At 73.3% G+C, this 18,996-nt stretch carries 17 protein-coding genes and 1 tRNA gene; 11 read left to right on the top strand and 7 right to left on the bottom strand.

Annotated features, from left to right (window positions below):
* Positions 1 to 117 precede the first annotated feature (117 nt).
* Positions 118 to 1,710 (top strand): alpha/beta hydrolase, encoded by a 1,593-nt coding sequence (locus AOK18_RS17010; RefSeq protein ID WP_055694931.1) that lies wholly within the window; start codon positions 118 to 120, stop codon positions 1,708 to 1,710.
* Positions 1,711 to 1,828: 118 nt separating this feature from the next.
* A tRNA-Thr gene (locus tag AOK18_RS17005) sits at positions 1,829 to 1,902 on the top strand.
* 87 nt (positions 1,903 to 1,989) lie between these two features.
* Here the strand turns inward: AOK18_RS17005 and AOK18_RS17000 are convergent.
* Positions 1,990 to 3,678 (bottom strand): bifunctional 3'-5' exonuclease/DNA polymerase, encoded by a 1,689-nt coding sequence (locus AOK18_RS17000; protein WP_055694930.1) that lies wholly within the window; start codon positions 3,676 to 3,678, stop codon positions 1,990 to 1,992.
* A gap of 137 nt (positions 3,679 to 3,815) precedes the next feature.
* The gene (locus AOK18_RS16995; RefSeq protein WP_055694929.1) at positions 3,816 to 4,613 is read right to left on the bottom strand and encodes a Clp protease N-terminal domain-containing protein; all 798 of its coding nucleotides are present in this window, start codon (positions 4,611 to 4,613) and stop codon (positions 3,816 to 3,818) included.
* Between the two features lie 86 nt (positions 4,614 to 4,699).
* On the opposite strand from AOK18_RS16995, the gene AOK18_RS16990 reads away from it, so the two are divergent.
* Positions 4,700 to 5,860 (top strand): DUF2786 domain-containing protein, encoded by a 1,161-nt coding sequence (locus tag AOK18_RS16990; RefSeq protein WP_055694928.1) that lies wholly within the window; start codon positions 4,700 to 4,702, stop codon positions 5,858 to 5,860.
* A 376-nt stretch (positions 5,861 to 6,236) separates the two neighbouring features.
* Here AOK18_RS16990 and AOK18_RS16985 read toward each other — a convergent pair whose 3' ends face one another.
* Both AOK18_RS16985 and AOK18_RS16980 read right to left on the bottom strand, forming a co-directional pair.
* Complete coding sequence (locus AOK18_RS16985; RefSeq protein WP_338119122.1) at positions 6,237 to 6,821, bottom strand: DUF4232 domain-containing protein; 585 nt, start codon at positions 6,819 to 6,821, stop codon at positions 6,237 to 6,239.
* Positions 6,822 to 6,887: 66 nt separating this feature from the next.
* Positions 6,888 to 7,403 carry a hypothetical protein gene (locus tag AOK18_RS16980; RefSeq protein WP_055694927.1) on the bottom strand — a complete coding sequence of 172 codons (516 nt, stop codon included), beginning with the start codon at positions 7,401 to 7,403 and terminating at the stop codon, positions 6,888 to 6,890.
* Positions 7,404 to 8,086: 683 nt separating this feature from the next.
* Between AOK18_RS16980 and AOK18_RS16970 the strand changes: the two genes are divergently transcribed.
* The gene (locus AOK18_RS16970; RefSeq protein ID WP_055572505.1) at positions 8,087 to 8,386 is read left to right on the top strand and encodes a DUF397 domain-containing protein; all 300 of its coding nucleotides are present in this window, start codon (positions 8,087 to 8,089) and stop codon (positions 8,384 to 8,386) included.
* 142 nt (positions 8,387 to 8,528) lie between these two features.
* Here AOK18_RS16970 and AOK18_RS16965 read toward each other — a convergent pair whose 3' ends face one another.
* Complete coding sequence (locus AOK18_RS16965) at positions 8,529 to 9,008, bottom strand: ATP-binding protein (RefSeq protein WP_055694925.1); 480 nt, start codon at positions 9,006 to 9,008, stop codon at positions 8,529 to 8,531.
* A 364-nt stretch (positions 9,009 to 9,372) separates the two neighbouring features.
* Between AOK18_RS16965 and AOK18_RS16960 the strand changes: the two genes are divergently transcribed.
* From AOK18_RS16960 to AOK18_RS16935, 6 genes are all read left to right on the top strand, one after another.
* On the top strand, positions 9,373 to 10,197 hold the full coding sequence (locus AOK18_RS16960) for a helix-turn-helix domain-containing protein (protein WP_055572513.1): 825 nt from the start codon (positions 9,373 to 9,375) through the stop codon (positions 10,195 to 10,197).
* 193 nt (positions 10,198 to 10,390) lie between these two features.
* Entirely contained in the window at positions 10,391 to 11,851 is a 1,461-nt protein-coding gene (locus tag AOK18_RS16955; RefSeq protein WP_055572507.1) for an aldehyde dehydrogenase family protein, read from the top strand.
* A gap of 126 nt (positions 11,852 to 11,977) precedes the next feature.
* A complete protein-coding gene (locus AOK18_RS16950; protein ID WP_055572508.1) occupies positions 11,978 to 12,526 on the top strand; it encodes a DinB family protein in 549 nt (182 codons plus the stop codon).
* Between the two features lie 25 nt (positions 12,527 to 12,551).
* The gene (locus AOK18_RS16945) at positions 12,552 to 13,193 is read left to right on the top strand and encodes a PadR family transcriptional regulator (protein WP_055694924.1); all 642 of its coding nucleotides are present in this window, start codon (positions 12,552 to 12,554) and stop codon (positions 13,191 to 13,193) included.
* 249 nt (positions 13,194 to 13,442) lie between these two features.
* Positions 13,443 to 14,339 carry an ATP-binding cassette domain-containing protein gene (locus AOK18_RS16940; RefSeq protein WP_055694937.1) on the top strand — a complete coding sequence of 299 codons (897 nt, stop codon included), beginning with the start codon at positions 13,443 to 13,445 and terminating at the stop codon, positions 14,337 to 14,339.
* A gap of 5 nt (positions 14,340 to 14,344) precedes the next feature.
* Positions 14,345 to 15,103 (top strand): ABC transporter permease, encoded by a 759-nt coding sequence (locus tag AOK18_RS16935; protein ID WP_055694936.1) that lies wholly within the window; start codon positions 14,345 to 14,347, stop codon positions 15,101 to 15,103.
* Between the two features lie 30 nt (positions 15,104 to 15,133).
* On the opposite strand, the gene gad is transcribed toward AOK18_RS16935, so the two are convergent.
* Both gad and AOK18_RS16925 read right to left on the bottom strand, forming a co-directional pair.
* Positions 15,134 to 16,543, bottom strand: coding sequence for a glutamate decarboxylase (gad, locus tag AOK18_RS16930; RefSeq protein WP_055694923.1), 1,410 nt, complete (start codon positions 16,541 to 16,543; stop codon positions 15,134 to 15,136).
* A 190-nt stretch (positions 16,544 to 16,733) separates the two neighbouring features.
* Complete coding sequence (locus AOK18_RS16925; protein ID WP_055694922.1) at positions 16,734 to 18,020, bottom strand: ion channel protein; 1,287 nt, start codon at positions 18,018 to 18,020, stop codon at positions 16,734 to 16,736.
* Between the two features lie 200 nt (positions 18,021 to 18,220).
* Between AOK18_RS16925 and AOK18_RS16920 the strand changes: the two genes are divergently transcribed.
* Positions 18,221 to 18,982 (top strand): MerR family transcriptional regulator, encoded by a 762-nt coding sequence (locus AOK18_RS16920; RefSeq protein WP_055694921.1) that lies wholly within the window; start codon positions 18,221 to 18,223, stop codon positions 18,980 to 18,982.
* The last annotated feature ends 14 nt before the right edge of the window (positions 18,983 to 18,996 follow it).

Genomic DNA, 18,996 nt, shown 5'->3' with positions numbered 1-18,996 from the left:
CGACGGATCCGAACCCTGATCCGAGAACCGGATCCCGCGGCCCGGTGACCGCGACGCGCACGACGCGCGGCACGCACACAGGGCGCTCGCACCGTCGCGCAGAGTTACGCTCGCAGTATGTACACAAGGCGCATCCTCCGCAGAACCCGTACCGGAGCCACGCTGCTCGCCGCCGCGCTCCTGGTCTCCGGCTGCTCCTCCGGGAACGCGACGAGCAGCGCGAGTTCCGCGAGCTCGGCGGCGAAGGAGGAGACGGCGGTGCTGGCCCCCCTGCCCCGCTCCACGCCCGAGGCGCTCACGCCGTACTACGAGCAGAAGCCGGCCTGGCGCGACTGCGGAGTGCCCGGCTTCCAGTGCGCCACGCTGAAGGCCCCGCTCGACTACGCGGACCCCTCCGCCGGCGACATCCGCCTCGCCCTGTCCCGCAAGAAGGCCGAGGGCCCCGGGGAGCGGCTGGGCTCCCTGCTGGTCAACCCCGGCGGACCGGGCGCGTCGGCGATCGACTACCTCCAGTCGTACGCGGGCATCGGCTACCCGAAGGAGGTGCGCGCCCGCTACGACATGGTGGCCGTGGACCCGCGGGGCGTGGCCCGCAGCGAACCCGTCGAATGCCTGGACGGCCCCGAGATGGACGCGTACACGCAGACGGACTTCACGCCGGACGACGAGAAGGAGGAGGGCGCGCTGGTCGCCGCGTACCGGAAGTTCGCCGAGGGCTGCGGGGCGGACGCGCCGAAGCTGCTGCGCCACGTGTCCACCGTCGAGGCGGCCCGGGACATGGACATCGTGCGGGCGGCGCTGGGCGACGAGAAGCTGAACTACGTCGGTGCCTCCTACGGGACCCTCCTCGGGGCGACGTACGCGGGGCTGTTCCCGGACCGGACGGGCCGGCTGGTGCTGGACGGCGCACTGGACCCCTCCCTGTCCGCGCGGCAGCTCAACATCGAGCAGACGGCGGGCTTCGAGACGGCGTTCACGGCCTTCGCGCAGGACTGCGTACGGCAGAGCGACTGCCCGCTCGGCGACCGGAACACCAGCCCCGGAGAGGCCGGCAGGAACCTGAAGGAGTTCTTCGCCAAGACCGACGCCCAGCCGGTCCCCACGGGTGACGCCGACGGCCGTCAGCTCACCGAGTCGCTGGCCACCATCGGCGTGATCGCCGCGATGTACGACGAGGGCGCCTGGCCGCTCCTGCGCAAGGCCCTGACGGCGGCGATGAAGGAGAACGACGGCTCCGGGCTCCTCGCCCTCTCCGACAGCTACTACGAACGCGACGCCGACGGCGAGTACGCCAACCTGATGTTCGCCAACGCCGCCGTGAACTGCCTGGACCTCCCGCCCGCCTTCGACTCCCCGGACCAGGTCGGGGACGCGCTCCCCGACTTCGAGAAGGCGTCCCCGGTCTTCGGCGAGGGCTTCGCCTGGTCCGCCCTGAACTGCACGTACTGGCCGGTCGCCGCCACGGGCGAGCCCCAGCGCATCGAGGCCGAGGGCGCGGCGCCGATCGTCGTCGTCGGCACCACGCGCGACCCCGCGACCCCCTACCGCTGGGCACAGGCCCTGGCCGGCCAGCTCGCCCCGGCCCGCCTCCTCACCTACGAGGGCGACGGCCACACCGCCTACGGCCGGGGCAGCCGCTGCATCGACTCCGCGATCAACACCTACCTCCTCGACGGCACCCCGCCCCCGGACGGAAAGCGCTGCTCGTAGCGGGTGCACCCGCCCCGGAGGCGGGCCCCCGGGCCCGCCTCCGGGGCAGGTACGAAGCACCATCGGAAACTGTGTAGACTTACCGACGTCGCTGATCGCACCATGGTGCCGGCAGCGCGCCGCCTTAGCTCAGATGGCCAGAGCAACGCACTCGTAATGCGTAGGTCTCGGGTTCGAATCCCGAAGGCGGCTCTGTGGAAGCCCCAGAACTCACTCGCCGTGATCTGGGGCTTTTGCTCTTTCCGGGCGTGACGCGGCGCACGGCTGCGGTCTTTGGGATCACTTGGCGTCCGCGTAGCACTCCACCACCGCCGTGGTGAACGGGAACCGCACCGGGGTCGGGCCGAACGTCAGCCGTCCGGCCAGGTCCGCCGCCTCCCGGATCGCCGCCACCACCGACTCCGCCTCCTCCTGCGGGCAGTGCACGATCACCTCGTCGTGCTGGAAGAAGACCAGCTCGGCCGCCATGTCCCGCACCGCCTGCCGCAGCGCGGCGAGCAACAGCAGGGTCCAGTCGGCGGCGCTGCCCTGGACGACGAAGTTGCGGGTGAAACGGCCCCGCGCGCGGGCGTCGGTCGAGGTGTGACCCGGTGCCCACTGCCGGGCGGCGTCGGACTCCTCCTCCGCGAGCGGGATGCCCGCCTCCTCCACCGCGTCGTCCGTCGCGCGGGCGGCGGGCGGGCAGGTGCGGCCGAGCCAGGTCCGCACGAGCCGGCCCTCCTCGCCGGCGCGGGCGGCCTCGTCGACATAGGCCACGGCCCGGGGGAAGCGGCGCCGGAGGGCGGCGAGGTTCTTCAGGCCGTCGCCGGACGTCTGGCCGTAGACCGCGCCGAGGACGGCGAGCTTCGCCTGCGCGCGGTCGCCGGAGAAGGCGCGGTCGGACACCGACTGGTAGAGGTCGGTCTCCCGGCCGGCCACCTCCATCAGCCCCGGATCGCGGGAGATCGCCGCGAGGACGCGCGGCTCCATCTGGTCGGCGTCGGCGACGACGAGCCGCCAGCCCGGGTCCGCGACGACCGCGCGCCGGATCACCTTGGGGATCTGCAGCGCGCCCCCGCCGTTGGTCACCCAGCGGCCGGTCACCGTCCCGCCCGCCAGGAACTCGGGGCGGAAGCGGCCGTCGCGCACCCAGTCCTGGAGCCAGGACCAGCCGTGGGCGACCATGACGCGGTACAGCCTCTTGTACTCGATCAGCGGTCCCACCGCCGGGTGGTCGAGGGACTCGAGCTCCCAGCGGCGGGTCGAGGAGACCTTGATCCCGGCCTGCGCGAACGCCTTGACGACGTCGGCGGGCAGGTCCGGCCGGACCCGGCGGCCGAAGGCGGCGGACACCTCGTCGGCGAGTTCGGCGAGTCTGCGGGGCTCGCCGCCGCCCGCGTACCGCTCGCCGAGCAGGTCGTGCAGCACCGCGCGGTGCACGTCCGCCCGCCAGGGCACCCCCGCGCGGTTCATCTCGGCGGCGACGAGCGTCCCCGCGGACTCGGCGGCCACCAGCAGCCGCATCCGGTCCGGGTGCGCGGTGGCCTCGATCCGGCGCTGCTGTCCGGCGTAGACCGCGAGGAGGTCCGCCGGTGGGACGGGGACGCCCCGGGGTTCGAAGAGCGGCGACTGCGCGCCCGGTTCGGCCGGGCGCTGCGGCGGATCGGGCGGTACGGGGCCTCCGCGGAGCCGCGCCAGGGCGGCCGCGGCCGAACGGGGCTGCCCGTGCCGCCCCTCGTGGCCGAGCAGGAGGGTCTCGGCGGCCTCGATGTCGTAGCACCGCTCCACCCGCACCCCCGCGGCGAGCAGGCGCGGAAGGACCTCGGCGGTGGACCGCCACACCCACCGGGTGACGCCGGGACGGCTCCGCACGGCCTCGGCGGGATCCGCCTCCCGCCGCACCGGAGCGGCGGGCAGCCCGTCCGGGCCGAGGGGGGCGACGTCGACGCCACCGTCCTCGGCCGGGGAGAGCACCCACCGGTCGGCCATGAGGTGAGTGTGGCAGGAGGGTCTGACAGGGGCTCCGGAAGCCGGGCCCGCGAACGGGGTGCGGGAGCGGGCCCGGCGGGACCCGGGGAAGAGGTCCGGGAACGGGATCCGGGAGCGTGGTGCGGGAACGGCCCGGGTCAGTTCTCCGGCGGGGCTCCCTGCTCCCGGGCGCCGTCCTTGTCCGCCCCGGCCCCCTCGCCCCCGTCCTCCTCCTGCCGTGTCCGCGCGACCTGTGCCAGGAGGTCGGCGACGTACCGCTCAGTGGCCGTCTTGTCGACGCCGAGGCCGCTGAGGACGCCCTGGCCGTTCTCGTGCTCCAGGAGGGCGAGCAGGAGGTGCTCGGTGCCGACGTAGTTGTGGCCGAGGCGGAGGGCCTCGCGGAAGGTGAGTTCCAGGACCTTCTTGGCCGCCGGGCCGTACGGCACCAGCTCGGGGGCGTCCTCGACGGCCGGCGGGAGGGCCGCGACGGCGGCCGCGCGGACCGCGTCCAGGGTGACGCCCTGTTCGGTGATCGCCTTCGCGGCCAGGCCGCCCGGCTCGGCCAGCAGGCCCAGGACCAGGTGCTCGGGCAGGCCCTCGGCGTTGCGCGCGGCCTTGGACTCGTTGTGCGCGGCCATCACCACGGCGCGGGCGCGGGGCGTGTAGCGGTTGAAGCCCTCGTTCGGGTCGAGGGCGGCCGACTCCTTGGGCACGAAACGCTTCTGGGCCGCCTGCCGGGTGACGCCCATGCTCCTGCCGATGTCCGTCCAGGAGGCGCCCGAGCGCCGGGCCTGGTCCACGAAGTGGCCGATCAGGTGGTCCGCCACGTCGCCGAGGTGCTCACCCGCGAGCACCGCGTCCTGAAGCTGCTGGAGGGGTTCCTCATGGACCTTCTTGATGGCCGCGATGAGGTCGTCGAGACGTACGGAAGACGTGATGCCGGGATTCGTCGTCATGTGTCAACGGTAAGTTGACAGTGAAAGACTGTCAACCGCGGGTTGACATGTGGGGACGGGGTCCCGCGGCGTGGCACCATCGGCCCGTGAGCACGTCCAGCACCGTCGACCGCGCCTTCCGGGCAGCCCTGTACGCCACCACCGACGACGCCCTCGACACCGGCGCTTCCCTGCTCGCCGGAGACCCGGCGGCGGACGCCGAACTCGCCCGGCGGGGCGAGGAGTTCGTGGCGAACGCCTGGCGGCGCGGCTGGCAGCCCGCCGACCTCGTACGGATCGTCCGGCGCGAACTGGACGAGGCGCACCTGCGGCTCGTCACGGGGCTGATCCGCGCGCAGGCGCCGCACGACCGGCCCCGGGGACCCCGCTGGACCGCCCAGCTCGACGCCCTCGGCGCACCCGGCGGACCCGGCGCCGCGCCCGCACCCCGCACCGACCGCTTCTCGCACGCCACGGCCGTACTGGAGCTGTACCGGCTGCTGCTGCGCCTGCCCGCGCTCGAATCCCTCGACGAGACGGCGGCCGGGGCCGGCGGCGCGGCGGGACCCGGCGGGCGGGACCGGCGGCCGGAGTCCCGCGTGCTCGGCCGCATCCGCGCACTGCTGGCCAAGGCGGAGGCGACCGGATTCCCGGAGGAGGCGGAGGCGCTCACCGCCAAGGCGCAGGAACTGATGGCGCGGCACAGCGTCGACGAGGCCCTCCTCGCGGTACGGACGCACACGGCGGAGGGACCGGGCGCGTGCCGGATCGGGGTGGAAGCGCCGTACGAGCAGACCAAGGCCGTCCTGCTCGACGCGGTCGCCGACGCGAACCACTGCCGGGCCGTGTGGAACGAATCCCTCGGTTTCTCCACCGTGGTCGGCTTCGACGCCGACCTGGAGGCGGTCGAACTCCTCTACACCTCGCTGCTCGTGCAGGCCGGCACGGCCATGACGAAGGCGGAGGCGGCCCAGAAGGCGGGCGGACGCAAGCGGACCAAGACCTTCCGGCAGTCCTTCCTCGCGGCCTACGCCCACCGCGTGGGCGCGCGCCTCGCGGCTGCCGCCGAAGGCCGGACCAGCGGGGTGAGCGAGGACCTGCTGCCGGTGCTCGCCTCCCGCGACGTCGCCGTCACCGAGCGGCTGGACCACCTGTTCCCGGAGACGACGACCACCCGGCTGCGCGGGGTGAGCGACGCGGCGGGCTGGGAGGAGGGCGCGCGGGCGGCGGACAGCGCCCAGGTCGAAGCCCGCCGACGGCTCGGCTGAACCGAGGCCCGCGCCCCGCGGCACTCCGCGACGCCCCGCCCGTGCCCCTCGCCCTCCCGGACGCCCCGCCCACGCTCGCCCCTCCTGGGAGCCCGGCCGCTCCTCCGCATGCGGTCCGGGGCCGCGCGGGGGCGGGCGGAGGATCGCCCGGCCCCGCGCGGGGCCGGATTCCGGATCGTTCCCCGCGCGGGGACGGGCCGTGGAGCACGGGACACCCCGTCCGGAAGCCGACGGTCCGCCCGGTCGAGCTTCCACCGCTCGGTCGCCCGTCGGCCGGTCGCGCTTCCGCCGGCCGGTCGCTCACGCTTCGGTCCGCCGGCCGGTCGCGCTGCGGCCCGACGTTCGCCCGTGCGCCGCCCGGCCGTCCTCCCGCCGGTCAGTCGCCCGTCCGCTGGAAGGCGCCCACGGAGGCGTCGGCCGCGGCGTCGGTCCCCTCCCCGGCCGCCACCGGGCCGTACGACCAGGGGAAGTCCCGGGTGGCGGAGTCGCCGGGGAGACCGACCCGCAGGGACTCGACGGCCAGGCTCCCGGCCGCGCCCTCCGGCCCGCGCACGTAGCTGATCGTGAAGGAGACCGATGCCCCCTCGGCCAGGGTCAGCTTCTGCGCCGTCGCCCCCTCGGCCGGGGCCAGCGCCACGGGCTCGTCCCCCACCACCAGGCTCGCCCCGGGGAAGCCGTCCAGGACGCAGGCGGCACCCTCGTTGACGAGGTTCACGGGGACCTCGCCGGTGTCACCGGCGGCCGGGGCCTCGCTCGCGGGGCCGGCCTCCATGCTCACCGTCGCGCTCGAACAGGCCGCGTTCTTCTGCTTCGCGTCGTCCTTCGCTCCGTCCTTCGCCCCGTCCCCTCCGCCCTCGCCGCCGCAGGCGGTCAGCAGGAGGAGGGCGGTGACGGCGGTGACGGTGATCGGCATGGTGCGCATGAGGAATCCCCTGGGGTCGTGGAACAGCCCACAGATCATCACACCTCGGGGACCCCTCCTCGCGCATCCGAAGGGCCGGCCGGTGTCCTCACGGCAGGAGCACGCCTATGAGCCCGGCCCCGTGGTCGGAAGACCCGACGGCAGCCGGCCGCCCTCGGCCTTCGTGTACGTCTCGGTGCCGGGGGAGCCCTCCCAGGTGATCCTCAGGGTGGACCCGCTCACCGAGTCGACCGTGCCGCTCGTCCGGCCCCCGTCGCCGCCCGTGCACCGGAGACTGATCGTCGGGGTGCCGGCGTCCTCCCGCGTGGTGCCGCTGCACACGGTGCCGCCCGTGACGAAGAGGGCCGCCTGCTCCCCGGTGACCATCAGCGCCACGGCCTTGCCGTCGGCCGTGGCGAGCCAGCTGCCCTCCAGCTCGCCCGCCGGGGCACTGCTCGCGGCCGGGGCGTCCGTCCCGTCCGCCCCGCCGGTGCCTCCGGTACCGCCGTCGGCCGGGGCGGACGCCGTCCCCGACGGGGTGGGGTCGCCGCCGGAGCCGCCGTCGCCGCCGCACCCGGTGAGGACGAGCGCGCCGGCCAGGCCGGTGGCCGCGACCGCGAGCCGTACGCCCCGGCGCGACACGGTGCGCCGGGAGCGCGACGCGGACGAGGCGGCCGCAGAAGCCCTTGCCGGAGCCCTCTTCGACGTTTCCTTCGAGTTCTCCTCCGAAGGCGCTTTCGAAGCCGCTCCCGAGGACACCCCCGGGACCGTGCCCCGGGATGCCTCCGGAACCGCACCCCGGCACGCCCCCGGAGCCGCGCCCGTGGCCGCTGCCGAGTCCGCCGACGTCCCCGTGCCGTCCTGATCCACCGGTGTCACCGCAATCCCCCCGCCTCGTGGCCGGCCGCGCCGGCCGGAACGACCGCAGACAGCTAACAGGACGTGCCCGGCACCCCACCAGCCCCGGTGACCCGCCGCGTGCCGCGGCCCCGCGCCGCACCGTCACCGCGTGGCGACGGAACGGGAGGCCCGGGAGCCGCTTCCGTGTCCTCACGGCGCGGGGCCGCGGGCGGTGAGGAGAGACCGCTTTCAGGCCCGGCGGGGAGCGGGAGGACGGGTGAGGGCGGGGAGGGAACAGAAAGGCCCCCGTGCGCGTCTCCCTCCACACGGGGTCCGGCAGGTCGGTCCGCAGGGCTGTAACTGCGGGAACACCCCGCGTGCACGTGCATCTGCCCATGCATTTGCACTTGAACAAAGCTATGATCCGGGTCAGTTGACCACTGCATCAATGGCAACACCAGCCAGTGCACAACGGGGAGCGACCTGTGGACCACGACGTGTACGACGGTGATGTGTACGAAGGCGACGTGTACGGCGTCGCCGACGCGTCCCGCGTGTTCAACGGCATGGCGGCCACCAGGCTGAACGGTGTGGCCTGGCAGAAGAGCCGGCACAGCAACTCGCAGGGTTCCTGCGTCGAGTTCGCCCGGCTGCCCGGCGGTGAGGTGGCGGTGCGCAACTCCCGCTTCCCCGAGGGGCCCGCGCTCGTCTACACCCGGGCGGAGATCGAGGCGATGCTCCTCGGCATCAAGGACGGCGAGTTCGACCACCTGGTCGTCGGCTGACGAAAGCGCCTGCCGCGCCCTTCGCCCCGGCACCGGACTCACCTCCCCGGCGCGGGCCCGCCCGCCGCACCGGATCCCGCCCGGCGGCCCCGGATCCCGCGCAACGCGCGTAGAAGAACCGCGCGCGAAGGTACCGCTTCCCTCACGCTCCGCCGGGAGGCCGCAGCAGGAACAGCGCCCAGACCATCTTGCCGCGTCCGCTCCGCATCGGCTGCCAGCCCCAGCCGTCGCTGAACGACTCGACCAGGAGCAGCCCGCGGCCCGACTCCGCGGAGAAGTCGCCCGCGGCACGGGGGACGGGGCTGCCGCGGCTCGGGTCGCGCACCGCGCACACCAGCCGTCCGGTCCACCGCAGCAGGTGCAGCCGCACCGGGGCCTCCTGGCCCGCCGACCGCGGCGCACAGGCCGGCAGGCCGTGCCGCAGGGCGTTGGTGACCAGCTCGGAGACGACCAGGCACACGTCGTCGAAACGGTCGTCCAGACCCCACTGGTCGCAGGTCCTGCGGGTGAACCGCCTCGCCTCGCCGACCGCTTCGTGGCGGGCGGGCAGGGCGCAGGAGACGGCGTCGGGGACGCCTCCGGGGTCCAGTGGCGGAAGGCCCTGCCGTAACGGCTCGAGCATGGTCGATCCATTCGTCCCCATGCGAGGCACTCCCGGGATTCGCGGTCGCGGCGATACGGCGGTGGTGCGAAGACCATGGTTTCGGATGCGCACGGCAGATGCAAGGGCAGATGCACGTGCAGCTGACCGAAATAGGTCCTGCCGTACCGCTTGTTGGGCAATTTTTCCACCATATTCACGCCCCTCCTGTCCCTTCCGTGGCCTGCTCTCAGCCCCTTCCTGCCCGAAACCTTCACACCGGTTCCCTTTCCGTAACCGGGCGAGTACTGCTCGAAGTGTTTTAGTGGCAGACTTCGGCCCCTGGCAGACGTTGGGGAGGCTGGCGAACGTGAGCGCGGGAGAGCCGGGATCGGTGGTGCGGCGCATGCTGCTCGGATCACAACTCAGGCGACTGCGTGAGGCTCGGGGGATCACGCGCGAGGCGGCGGGTTACTCGATCCGCGCCTCCGAATCGAAGATCAGCCGGATGGAGTTGGGCCGGGTGAGCTTCAAGACCAGGGACGTCGAGGACCTGCTGACGCTGTACGGCATCGGGGACGAGCAGGAGCGCGCCTCGCTGCTCTCCCTGGCCAGGGAGGCCAACGTCGCGGGCTGGTGGCACAGCTACTCGGACGTGCTGCCCAGCTGGTTCCCCACCTATGTGGGCCTCGAGGGCGCCGCCGCCCTGATCAGGGCGTACGAGGTGCAGTTCGTGCACGGTCTGCTGCAGACCGAGGAGTACGCGCGCGCGGTGGTCCGGCGCGGCATGCGGGGCGCGAGCGGGGCCGACGTCGAACGGCGGGTGGCGCTGCGCCTGGAGCGGCAGAAGTACCTGGTCGCGGAGAACGCCCCCGAGTTCCACGTGGTGCTCGACGAGGCCGCCCTGCGCCGCCCGTACGGCGACCGCGAGGTGATGAGGGGGCAGTTCCGGCATCTGATCGAGATCTCCGAGCGGCCCAACATCCGGCTGCAGGTCGTGCCGTTCGGGCTCGGCGGCCACTCCGGCGAGTCCGGCGCGTTCACCATCCTCAGCTTCCCCGAGTCCGACCTCTCGGACGTCGTGTACATGGAGCAGCTGACGAGCGCGCTGTACCTCGACAAGGCCGAGGACGTCGGTCAGTACGAGAAGGCGCTCAAGGAGCTCCAGCAGGACAGCCCGGGACCCTCGGAGAGCCGGGACCTTCTGCGAGGTCTCCTCCAACTCACCTGAAACAACAGTACGATGACGCTCGATCAGGCGTGCGGGACGGATCGCCACCGGGTCGTGCGGCCGAGCCGGCCACACCCCGATCGCCCGGCCGGTCGCACGCCGGTCGCACCCCGGTCGCCCGGCCGGCCGGGGTGGGAGCCGATCCGGGGCGGCCCCGCTTCGGCAGCGAGGGATTGAGGGGTTGAGACATCACATGTCGTCGTACTTCACCGACCTGGCCCAGCAGTACATCGACGGCGAGTGGCGTCCGGGCACCGGCTCCTGGGACATCATCGACTTCAACCCGTACGACGACGAGAAGCTGGCGTCGATCACGACGGCCACCGTCGACGAGGTCGACGAGGCCTACCGGGCGGCGGCCCGCGCGCAGAGGCAGTGGGCGGCGACCAACCCGTACGCGCGCCGCGCGGTGCTGGAGAAGGCGCTCGCCCTGGTCGAGGAGCGCGAGGAGGAGATCACCGAGGCGATCATCGCCGAACTCGGCGGCACGCGCCTGAAGGCCGCCTTCGAGCTGCACCTCGCCAAGGAGTTCCTGCGCGAGTCGGTGCACCTGGCGCTGCGCCCCGAGGGCCGGATCATCCCCTCGCCGGTGGACGGCAAGGAGAACCGCGTCTACCGCGTGCCCGTCGGCGTCGTCGGCGTGATCAGCCCGTTCAACTTCCCGTTCCTGCTGTCGCTGAAGTCGGTCGCCCCGGCACTCGCGCTCGGCAACGGCGTGGTGCTCAAGCCGCACCAGAACACCCCGATCGTCGGCGGGGCGCTGATCGCGAAGATCTTCGAGGACGCGGGCCTGCCCGGCGGTCTGCTGAACGTCGTCATCACCGACATAGCGGAGATCGGCGACGCCTTCCTCGAGCACCCGGTCCCGAAGGTCATCTCCTTCACGGGCTCCGACGCGGTCGGCCGCCACGTGGCCACCGTCTGCGCGCGCCTCTTCAAGCGTTCGGTCCTCGAACTCGGCGGCAACAGCGCGCTGGTGGTCCTCGACGACGCCGACATCGACTACGCGGTCGACGCGGCCGTGTTCAGCCGGTACGTCCACCAGGGCCAGGTCTGCATGGCCGCCAACCGCGTGCTGGTGGACCGCTCGGTGGCCGACGAGTTCACCGGGAAGTTCGTCGCCAAGGTCAGGTCCCTCAAGGCCGGCGACCCGCGCGAGCCCGGCACCGTCATCGGCCCGGTGATCAACTCCCAGCAGGCGGACTCGCTGGCCGGTGTCGTCGAGCAGGCGCTCGCCGAGGGCGCGACCGCCCTGGTGCGCGGCAACCGCACCAACAACCTGGTCGAGCCGTCCGTGCTCACCGGCCTGCCCGCCGACTCCGCCCTGCTCCGGCAGGAGGTCTTCGGCCCGGTCGTCTTCCTCGTCCCGTTCGACGGCGAGGAGGAGGCCGTACGCCTCGTCAACGACACCCCCTACGGGCTGAGCGGAGCGGTGCACACCGGGGACGTCGAGCGCGGGGTGAACTTCGCCAAGCAGGTCGACACCGGCATGTTCCACGTGAACGACGGCACCGTGCACGACGAGCCGATCGTCCCCTTCGGCGGCGAGAAGAACTCCGGCAGCGGCCGGCTGAACGGCGAGGCGATGCTGGACGCCTTCACCACGGTGAAGTGGGTCTCGGTGCAGCACGGCCGCAGCCGGTTCCCCTTCTGAGCCGTCGCCCCCGAACCGCTCCTTCCCGCCGGGCCCTTGCGGACACTGCCTGTCCGCAAGGGCCCGTAGCGTCGTCGGTGTCAGGGAAACCGGGGCGGAAGCCCTCACCGGCGAAAGGCGGCCGTCATGGTCACTCACGTTCCCTCGGAGGCTCGGGGCGACGAGCGCGGGGCGCTGCTGGCGTTCCTCGAGGAGCAGCGCGGCGGCATCCGCCGGTCGGTGCTCGGCCTCACCGACGAGCAGGCCGCGTCACGGCCCAGCGCCAGTGAGCTGTCCCTGGGCGGGCTGGTCAAGCACTGCGCCGAGGTCGAGCAGAGCTGGGTCGCCCGCGCCAAGGGGGAGGCGCCGGCGGTCCACCGGGACGAGACGAACTGGCACGAGTGCCACCGGCTGGTCGGTGACGAGACGGTGGCCTCGCAGCTGGCGTACTGGGAGAAGGTCGCCGCCGGGACGGAGGCGTTCCTGCGCTCGGTGCCCAGCCTCGACGACACCTTCCCGCTGCCGGACCAGCCCTGGTTCCCGCCGGAGGGGCGCGTCTCCATGCGCTGGCTGGCCCTCCACCTGATCCGCGAGACCGCCCGGCACGCCGGCCACGCCGACATCGTCCGGGAGTCCCTGGACGGCGCCACGGCCTTCGAGCTGGTCGCGAAGGAGCGGGGCAGCGCCTGGGGGTGACCGCCCGCGGCCTACGCTGGAGCCCATGTCAGCGATCCGTCTCCTCGTGCTCGGCGCGGTGCGCCAGCACGGGCGGGCCCACGGCTACCAGGTGCGCAACGACCTGGAGTTCTGGGGTGCGCACGAGTGGTCCAACGCCAAGCCCGGCTCGATCTACCACGCCCTGAAACAGATGGCGAAGCAAGGGCTGCTGCACGCGCACGAGATCGCGCCCTCGACGGCCGGCGGCCCGCCGCGCACCGAGTACGAGATCACCGCGGCGGGCGACGAGGCGTACTTCGCGCTGCTGCGCGAGGCCCTCGTCGCCTACGACCAGAAGATGGACGTGAAGTCGGCGGCGATCGGCTTCGTCGTCGACCTGCCGAGGCAGGAGGCGGTGGCACTGCTCAAGGAGCGGATCCGGCGCATCGAGGAGTGGCGGGCCGCGGTCACCGAGCACTACGTGCCCGAGGGCGGCCCCGAACCGCTGGGCCACATCGGCGAGATCATGAACCTGTGGGTGTACACGGCCGACGCGGAGGCCGAGTGGACCAGGGGCCTGATCGGACGGATCGAGGCCGGCTCCTACACCTTCGCCGGGGAGGGCGAGCCGTTCGTGGGCATCCTGGCCGAGGACCAGGAGAACCCGTACGCGACGGGGGAGCGGCACCCGGGGGACGAGCGCTGAGACGTCCGCCCGCACGCCGGTCCGCGCATTAATCAAGTTTGACTAGGAGGCGGGGCGCGGCTTACCTTCGCAAGCGTGTAGTCAAGTTTGACTAGCTAGGGAGCTGCAGTGGCCGACGCGGCGATCGTCGTCGAGGAAGCACGCAAGACGTACGGCGGGAGGAACCCGGGGAACCCCGGGAACCCGAAGAGCACCAAGAACCCGAAGAACCCCGGAAGTCCGGGGAGCACGCGGAACGGCACGCCCGCGCTGGACGGGCTCGACCTCACGGTCGCGCGCGGCACGGTGCACGGAGTGCTCGGCCCGAACGGCGCGGGCAAGACCACCCTGGTCCGGATCCTGGCCACCTTGCTGCGGCCCGACGCGGGCCGGATCGAGGTCGCGGGGCACGACGTGGTGCGCGAGGCGTACGCGGTACGCCTGCGCATCGGCCTGCTCGGACAGCACGCGGCACTCGACGAGGAACTCGACGGCCGGCAGAACCTCGAACTGTTCGGCCGCCTGCACCACCTGGGTGCGCGACGCGCCCGTGCGCGCGCCGACGAACTCCTGGCGCGCTTCGACCTCGCCGGCACCGGCCGCAAGGCGGTGCGGCAGTACAGCGGAGGCATGCGGCGGCGCCTGGACCTCGCCGCCTCCCTGATCACCGAACCGGAGGTGCTCTTCCTGGACGAACCGACCACCGGCCTCGACCCCCGCGGCCGCGCGGAGGTGTGGGACTCGGTCCGTTCCCTGGTCGACGGCGGCACGACCGTCCTGCTCACCACCCAGTACCTGGAGGAGGCCGACCAGCTCGCCGACCGCGTCTCCGTCGTGGACGCCGGCCGGGTCATCGCCGACGGCACGGCGGACGAACTCAAGGCGGCCGTCGGCGGCGACCGCGTCGACGTCGTCCTGCGCGACGCCGGGCAGCTGGACGCGGCCGCCGCCCTGCTGCCCGTACCGCGGGACACGGTCACCGTGGACACCGACCGGCGGCTGCTGAGCGCGCCGGTCACCGACCGCATGGCGGCCCTGGCCGGGATCGTCCGCGCACTGGAGGAGGCGGGGATCCGGGCCGAGGACATCGCCCTGCGCAGGCCCACGCTCGACGAGGTGTTCCTGCGGCTCACCGGCCACGACGAGCGAGTGGAGGAGACCGCGTGACCGGCATGGCGTACGCACTGACCGACTCCTGGACCATGACCCGCCGCGAACTCGCCCGCTGGGGGCGGCAGCCGGTGGCGGTGGTGGTGAACCTGGTCTTCCCGGTGATGCTGCTGCTGATGTTCGGCTACCTGGTCGGCGGCGGCCGGGGGATCGGCGGCGACTACCTCGACTACCTGGTCCCCGGCATGCTCGCGCTCACCATGGCCTTCGGCCTGGAGGGCACCATGGTCGCCGTCACCCAGGACCTGGACAAGGGCGTCGTCGACCGCTTCCGCTCCATGCCGATGGCCGACGGCGCGGTCCTGGTGGGCCGTTCCGCGGCCGACATGCTCCAGTCGGCGATCGGCCTCGTGGTGCTCCTGGCCGTCGCCGCCGCGCTCGGCTGGCGCACCGACGGCGGCCCGGGCGGCTTCCTGGGCGCCGTGGGCCTGCTCCTGCTGTTCCGGTTCGCGATGCTCTGGATCGGCATCCACCTGGCGCTGGTGGCCGGGAAGCCGGAGATGGTGCAGGCCGTGCAGATCCTGGTCTGGCCGGTCGGCTTCCTGTCCAACGCCTTCGCGACGCCCGAGTCCATGCCGGGCTGGCTCGGCACGCTCGTCCGGTGGAACCCGATGTCGCAGACGGCCACCGCCGTCCGCGACCTCTTCGGCGGCCCCGGGGGCGAGCCGGGACACGTGGGGGCCGCCGTCGCCTGGCCCCTGGTCCTGCTCGCCGTGTTCTTCCCGCTGGCGGTGCGCAGGTTCGCGCGGCTCAGCCGGTAGCGGGCCCGGCGGACCCGGGGCCGGGTCCGCTCAGTGGTGGAAGCCGGTGGCCGCGTTCTTGTCGCGGACGAGGGGGTGCGGCTGCCGGCGCAGCTCCGGCAGGAGCCGGGCCAGGTCCTCGGCGAACAGGGCGGCGAGGTCCTCGGAGAAGCCGTTGCGGCACACCACCCGCAGCACCGACAGGTCCTCCCGGTTCGCGGGGAAGGTGTACGCGGGCACCAGCCAGCCGTGCTCCCGCATCCGCCGGGACACGTCGAAGACGTCGAACGCGCTCACCCCGGGAGCGGTCGTGAACGCGAACACCGGCAGCTCGTCGCCCCGGGTCAGCAACCGGAAGTCGTCGAACTCCCCGATCCGGGCGGCGAGCCCGCCGGCCACGTCCCGCGCGGCCTGCTGCACCGCGCGGTAGCCGTCGCGGCCCAGCCGCAGGAACGAGTAGTACTGCGCCACCACCTGGGCGCCCGGCCGGGAGAAGTTCAGGGCGAACGTCGGCATGTCGCCGCCCAGGTAGTTCACCCGGAAGACCAGTTCCTCGGGCAGGGCGTCCGCGTCCCGCCACAGCGCCCAGCCGACGCCCGGGTAGACCAGCCCGTACTTGTGCCCCGAGGTGTTGATCGACGTCACGCGCGGAAGGCGGAAGTCCCACACCAGGTCCTCGTCGACGAAGGGCGCGACCATCGCGCCGGACGCCCCGTCGACGTGCACCGGGACGTCGAGGCCGGTGCGCTCCCGGAGCCCGTCCAGCGCCGCGCACAGGTCCGCGATCGGCTCGTAGGACCCGTCGAAGGTGGAACCCATGACGCCGACGACCCCGATGGTGTTCTCGTCGCACATCCCGGCGGCCGCCTCCGGGTCGAGGTGGAACCGGTCGCCCTCCATGGGCACCTGACGGGCCTCCACCTCCCAGAAGGTGCAGAACTTCTCCCAGCAGACCTGGACGTTGACGCCCATGACGAGGTTCGGCCGGGCCTCCTTCGACGGGTACCGGCCGGCGTTGCGGCGCGCCCAGCGGCGCTTGAGCGCCATCCCGGCGAGCATGCACGCCTCGCTGGACCCCGTCGTCGAACAGCCCACGGCCGCGGCCGGGTCGGGCGCGTGCCACAGGTCCGCGAGCATCGACACGCAGCGCCGCTCCAGCTCGGCGGTGCGCGGGTACTCGTCCTTGTCGATCATGTTCTTGTCCCGGCACTCCGCCATCAGGCGGCCGGCCTCCGGCTCCATCCAGGTGGTGACGAAGGTGGCCAGGTTCAACCGGGCGTTGCCGTCCAGCATCAGCTCGTCGTGCACCAGCTGGTACGCCGTCGCGGGCGCCATCGGGGCCCCGGGCATCCGGTGCTTGGGCGGCGCCTCGGTCATGCCCCCGACGGGGTTCGCCGGGCCCAGGAAGGGATTGACGGACAGGGGGCGCTCGTCGCGCCGGGGAGCGTTGTGCAGCGGCATGGAGACCTCCGGGAGTGCGTACGGGGGCGGTGCGGGAGTTCGTGCGGAGGGAGGGCCGTGGGGGCCACGGCGGCCACGGCGGCCACGAGGGCGACGGCGGCCGCGAGGGCGATCGCGGCCGCGGGGAGTGCGGAGACCATGGGGAGGACGGCGGCCGCGGGGAGCGCGGAGACCGCGGGAAGGGCCGGCGTCACCGGACCGGGGACCCGTCCGCCCGCAGCTGCATCTGCGGGCGTCCCGTGACCAGCAGCCAGGCGGGCAGCGACGCGATGCACAGCAGCGCCAGGACGCCCGGCGAGGCGACCAGGACCGCGGCGACGAACAGGCTCACCCAGCCCTGCCGGGTGATGGCCAGCAGCACCCCCAGCACCCCCGCCGCCACTCCCACCGCCGGATGCACGCCGGGGACCAGGGCGTGGGCGCACAGCCCCAGCGCGGTGCCGACGAACACGGCCGGGAAGATCCGGCCGCCCCGGAACCCGCAGGACGCGGCGACGACCAGGGCGGCCAGCTTCACCACCGTCATCGTCGCGAACCCGCCCGCCGACCAGCCCTCGGGATCGGCCGCCAGCACGGCGATCTCGTCGAGCCCCTTGAACAGCGTCAGGTGCCCGCCCAGGGCCGCCAGTACGCCCAGCACGACGCCGCCCGCCGGGAGCATCAGCATCGGGTGCCGGAGCCGCCGGAAGGCCCCGTGGACGTACGGGAAGGCGTGGACGGCGCACATGCCGAGCAGCGCGCCCACCGAGGCCACCGTGAGCGCCGACAGCAGGTCGGCCCAGCCGGGACTGCCGAACGGCGGCAGGTCCAGGTCGAAGCTCGGGCTCGACACCAGGTCGGCGGTGAGCGCGCCGGCCGCCCCGGCGGTCAGCGGCGCGAAGAGGCTGTCCCACAGGTGCCCCTTGATCCGCTGTCCCGCCAGGGCCTCGGAGATGACGAGGGCGGCGGCCACCGGCGTACCGAACAGCGCGCCGATCGTCCCCGCCTCCGCCAGCGCGACCCAGCCGCGCTCGGGGGCCCGCGGCGCGACCCTGGCGCCCAGCCAGACCGCCAGGGAGACGTTCACGGCGATGATCGGGTTCTCGGGCCCCAGGCTCGGCCCGCCGGCCAGCACCAGGGCGCTCGCCAGCAGCAGTCCCGGCAGCACCACGGGGGGCAGCACGGGGGCGTCCAGGCCGGTCGTCGCCGGGTCGGGACCGGCGTGCCCCGGCGCCTTCCACACCACCAGACCGACCGCGATCCCGGTGGCGACCAGCACGGCGAACATCCACGGCACGGAGTACCGGCCGACCCCGAGCGCGTCCGGCACGGTCCGCCACAGCACGTCCTGCAACTCCTCGGCCGCCCGGCTCACGCCCACCAGCAGCAGGCTGCACACCGCCCCCACGACCAGCGCGGGGACGACGGACGGCAGCAGGTCGCGCGCCCGGGACGCCGGGGCGGCGGAGGGCTCCTGCTGCGTGCTGTCCTGGACCACGGGCACACGATAGACGGACCAAGCGCTCGAAACGGTGCGAAACGGTCAATCCGGAACGGTCGGCCCGCCGGAGCGCGCGCACGGAAGGCGGGGACGATCGGCGCGAACGGGCGGTCGGCGTGAAACCGTCGGGGCATCCGGCTTGCACCTCACGCCACGTGAGGACCCAGGGTGGAGCGCGTATCGAGAAGGGAGCGGAAGTGAGTCATTCCGTGGGACAGGTGGCCGGTTTCGCCGGGGTCACGGTGCGCACCCTGCACCACTACGACGCCATCGGCCTGCTCACCCCGAGCGAGCGCAGCCACGCGGGTCACCGGCGCTACGGCGACGCCGACCTCGACCGGCTGCAGCAGATCCTGTTCTACCGGGAGCTCGGCTTCCCGCTCGACGAGGTCGCCGCCCTGCTCGACGACCCGGACGCGGACCCGCGCGCGCACCTGCGCCGGCAGCACGACCTGCTGACCGCCCGGATCGAGAAGCTGCGGAAGATGGCGGCGGCCGTGGAGCACGCCATGGAGGCACGCACGATGGGAATCAGCCTGACGCCCGAGGAACGGTTCGAGGTGTTCGGGGACGCCGACCCGGAGCAGTACGAGGACGAGGTCCGGGAGCGCTGGGGCGACACCGACGCCTACCGGCAGTCCCGGCAGCGGACCGCGTCCTACACCAAGGACGACTGGAAGCGCATCACCGAGGAGCTCGACTCCCTCCACCTGCGCATGGCCGACCTGATGTCCGCCGGCACGGCGGCCGACTCCGGGGAGGCCATGGACACGGCGGAGGAACACCGGCTGTTCATCACCCGCGCGTACTACGACTGCGGGCACGAGATGCACACCTGCCTGGGCGAGATGTACGTCGCCGACCCGCGCTTCACGCAGATGTACGAGGACATCCGGCCCGGCCTGGCGGCCTACCTGCGCGACGCGATCGTCGCCAACGCGGCCCGGCACGGCGGCTGATCCCGTACCGCGCG

The sequence above is a fragment of the Streptomyces prasinopilosus genome, from assembly GCF_001419695.1.
GTDB lineage: Bacteria > Actinomycetota > Actinomycetes > Streptomycetales > Streptomycetaceae > Streptomyces > Streptomyces prasinopilosus.
The sequence above is the reverse complement of the archived record's forward strand: the minus strand, read 5'-3'. Positions and strand labels throughout refer to the sequence as shown.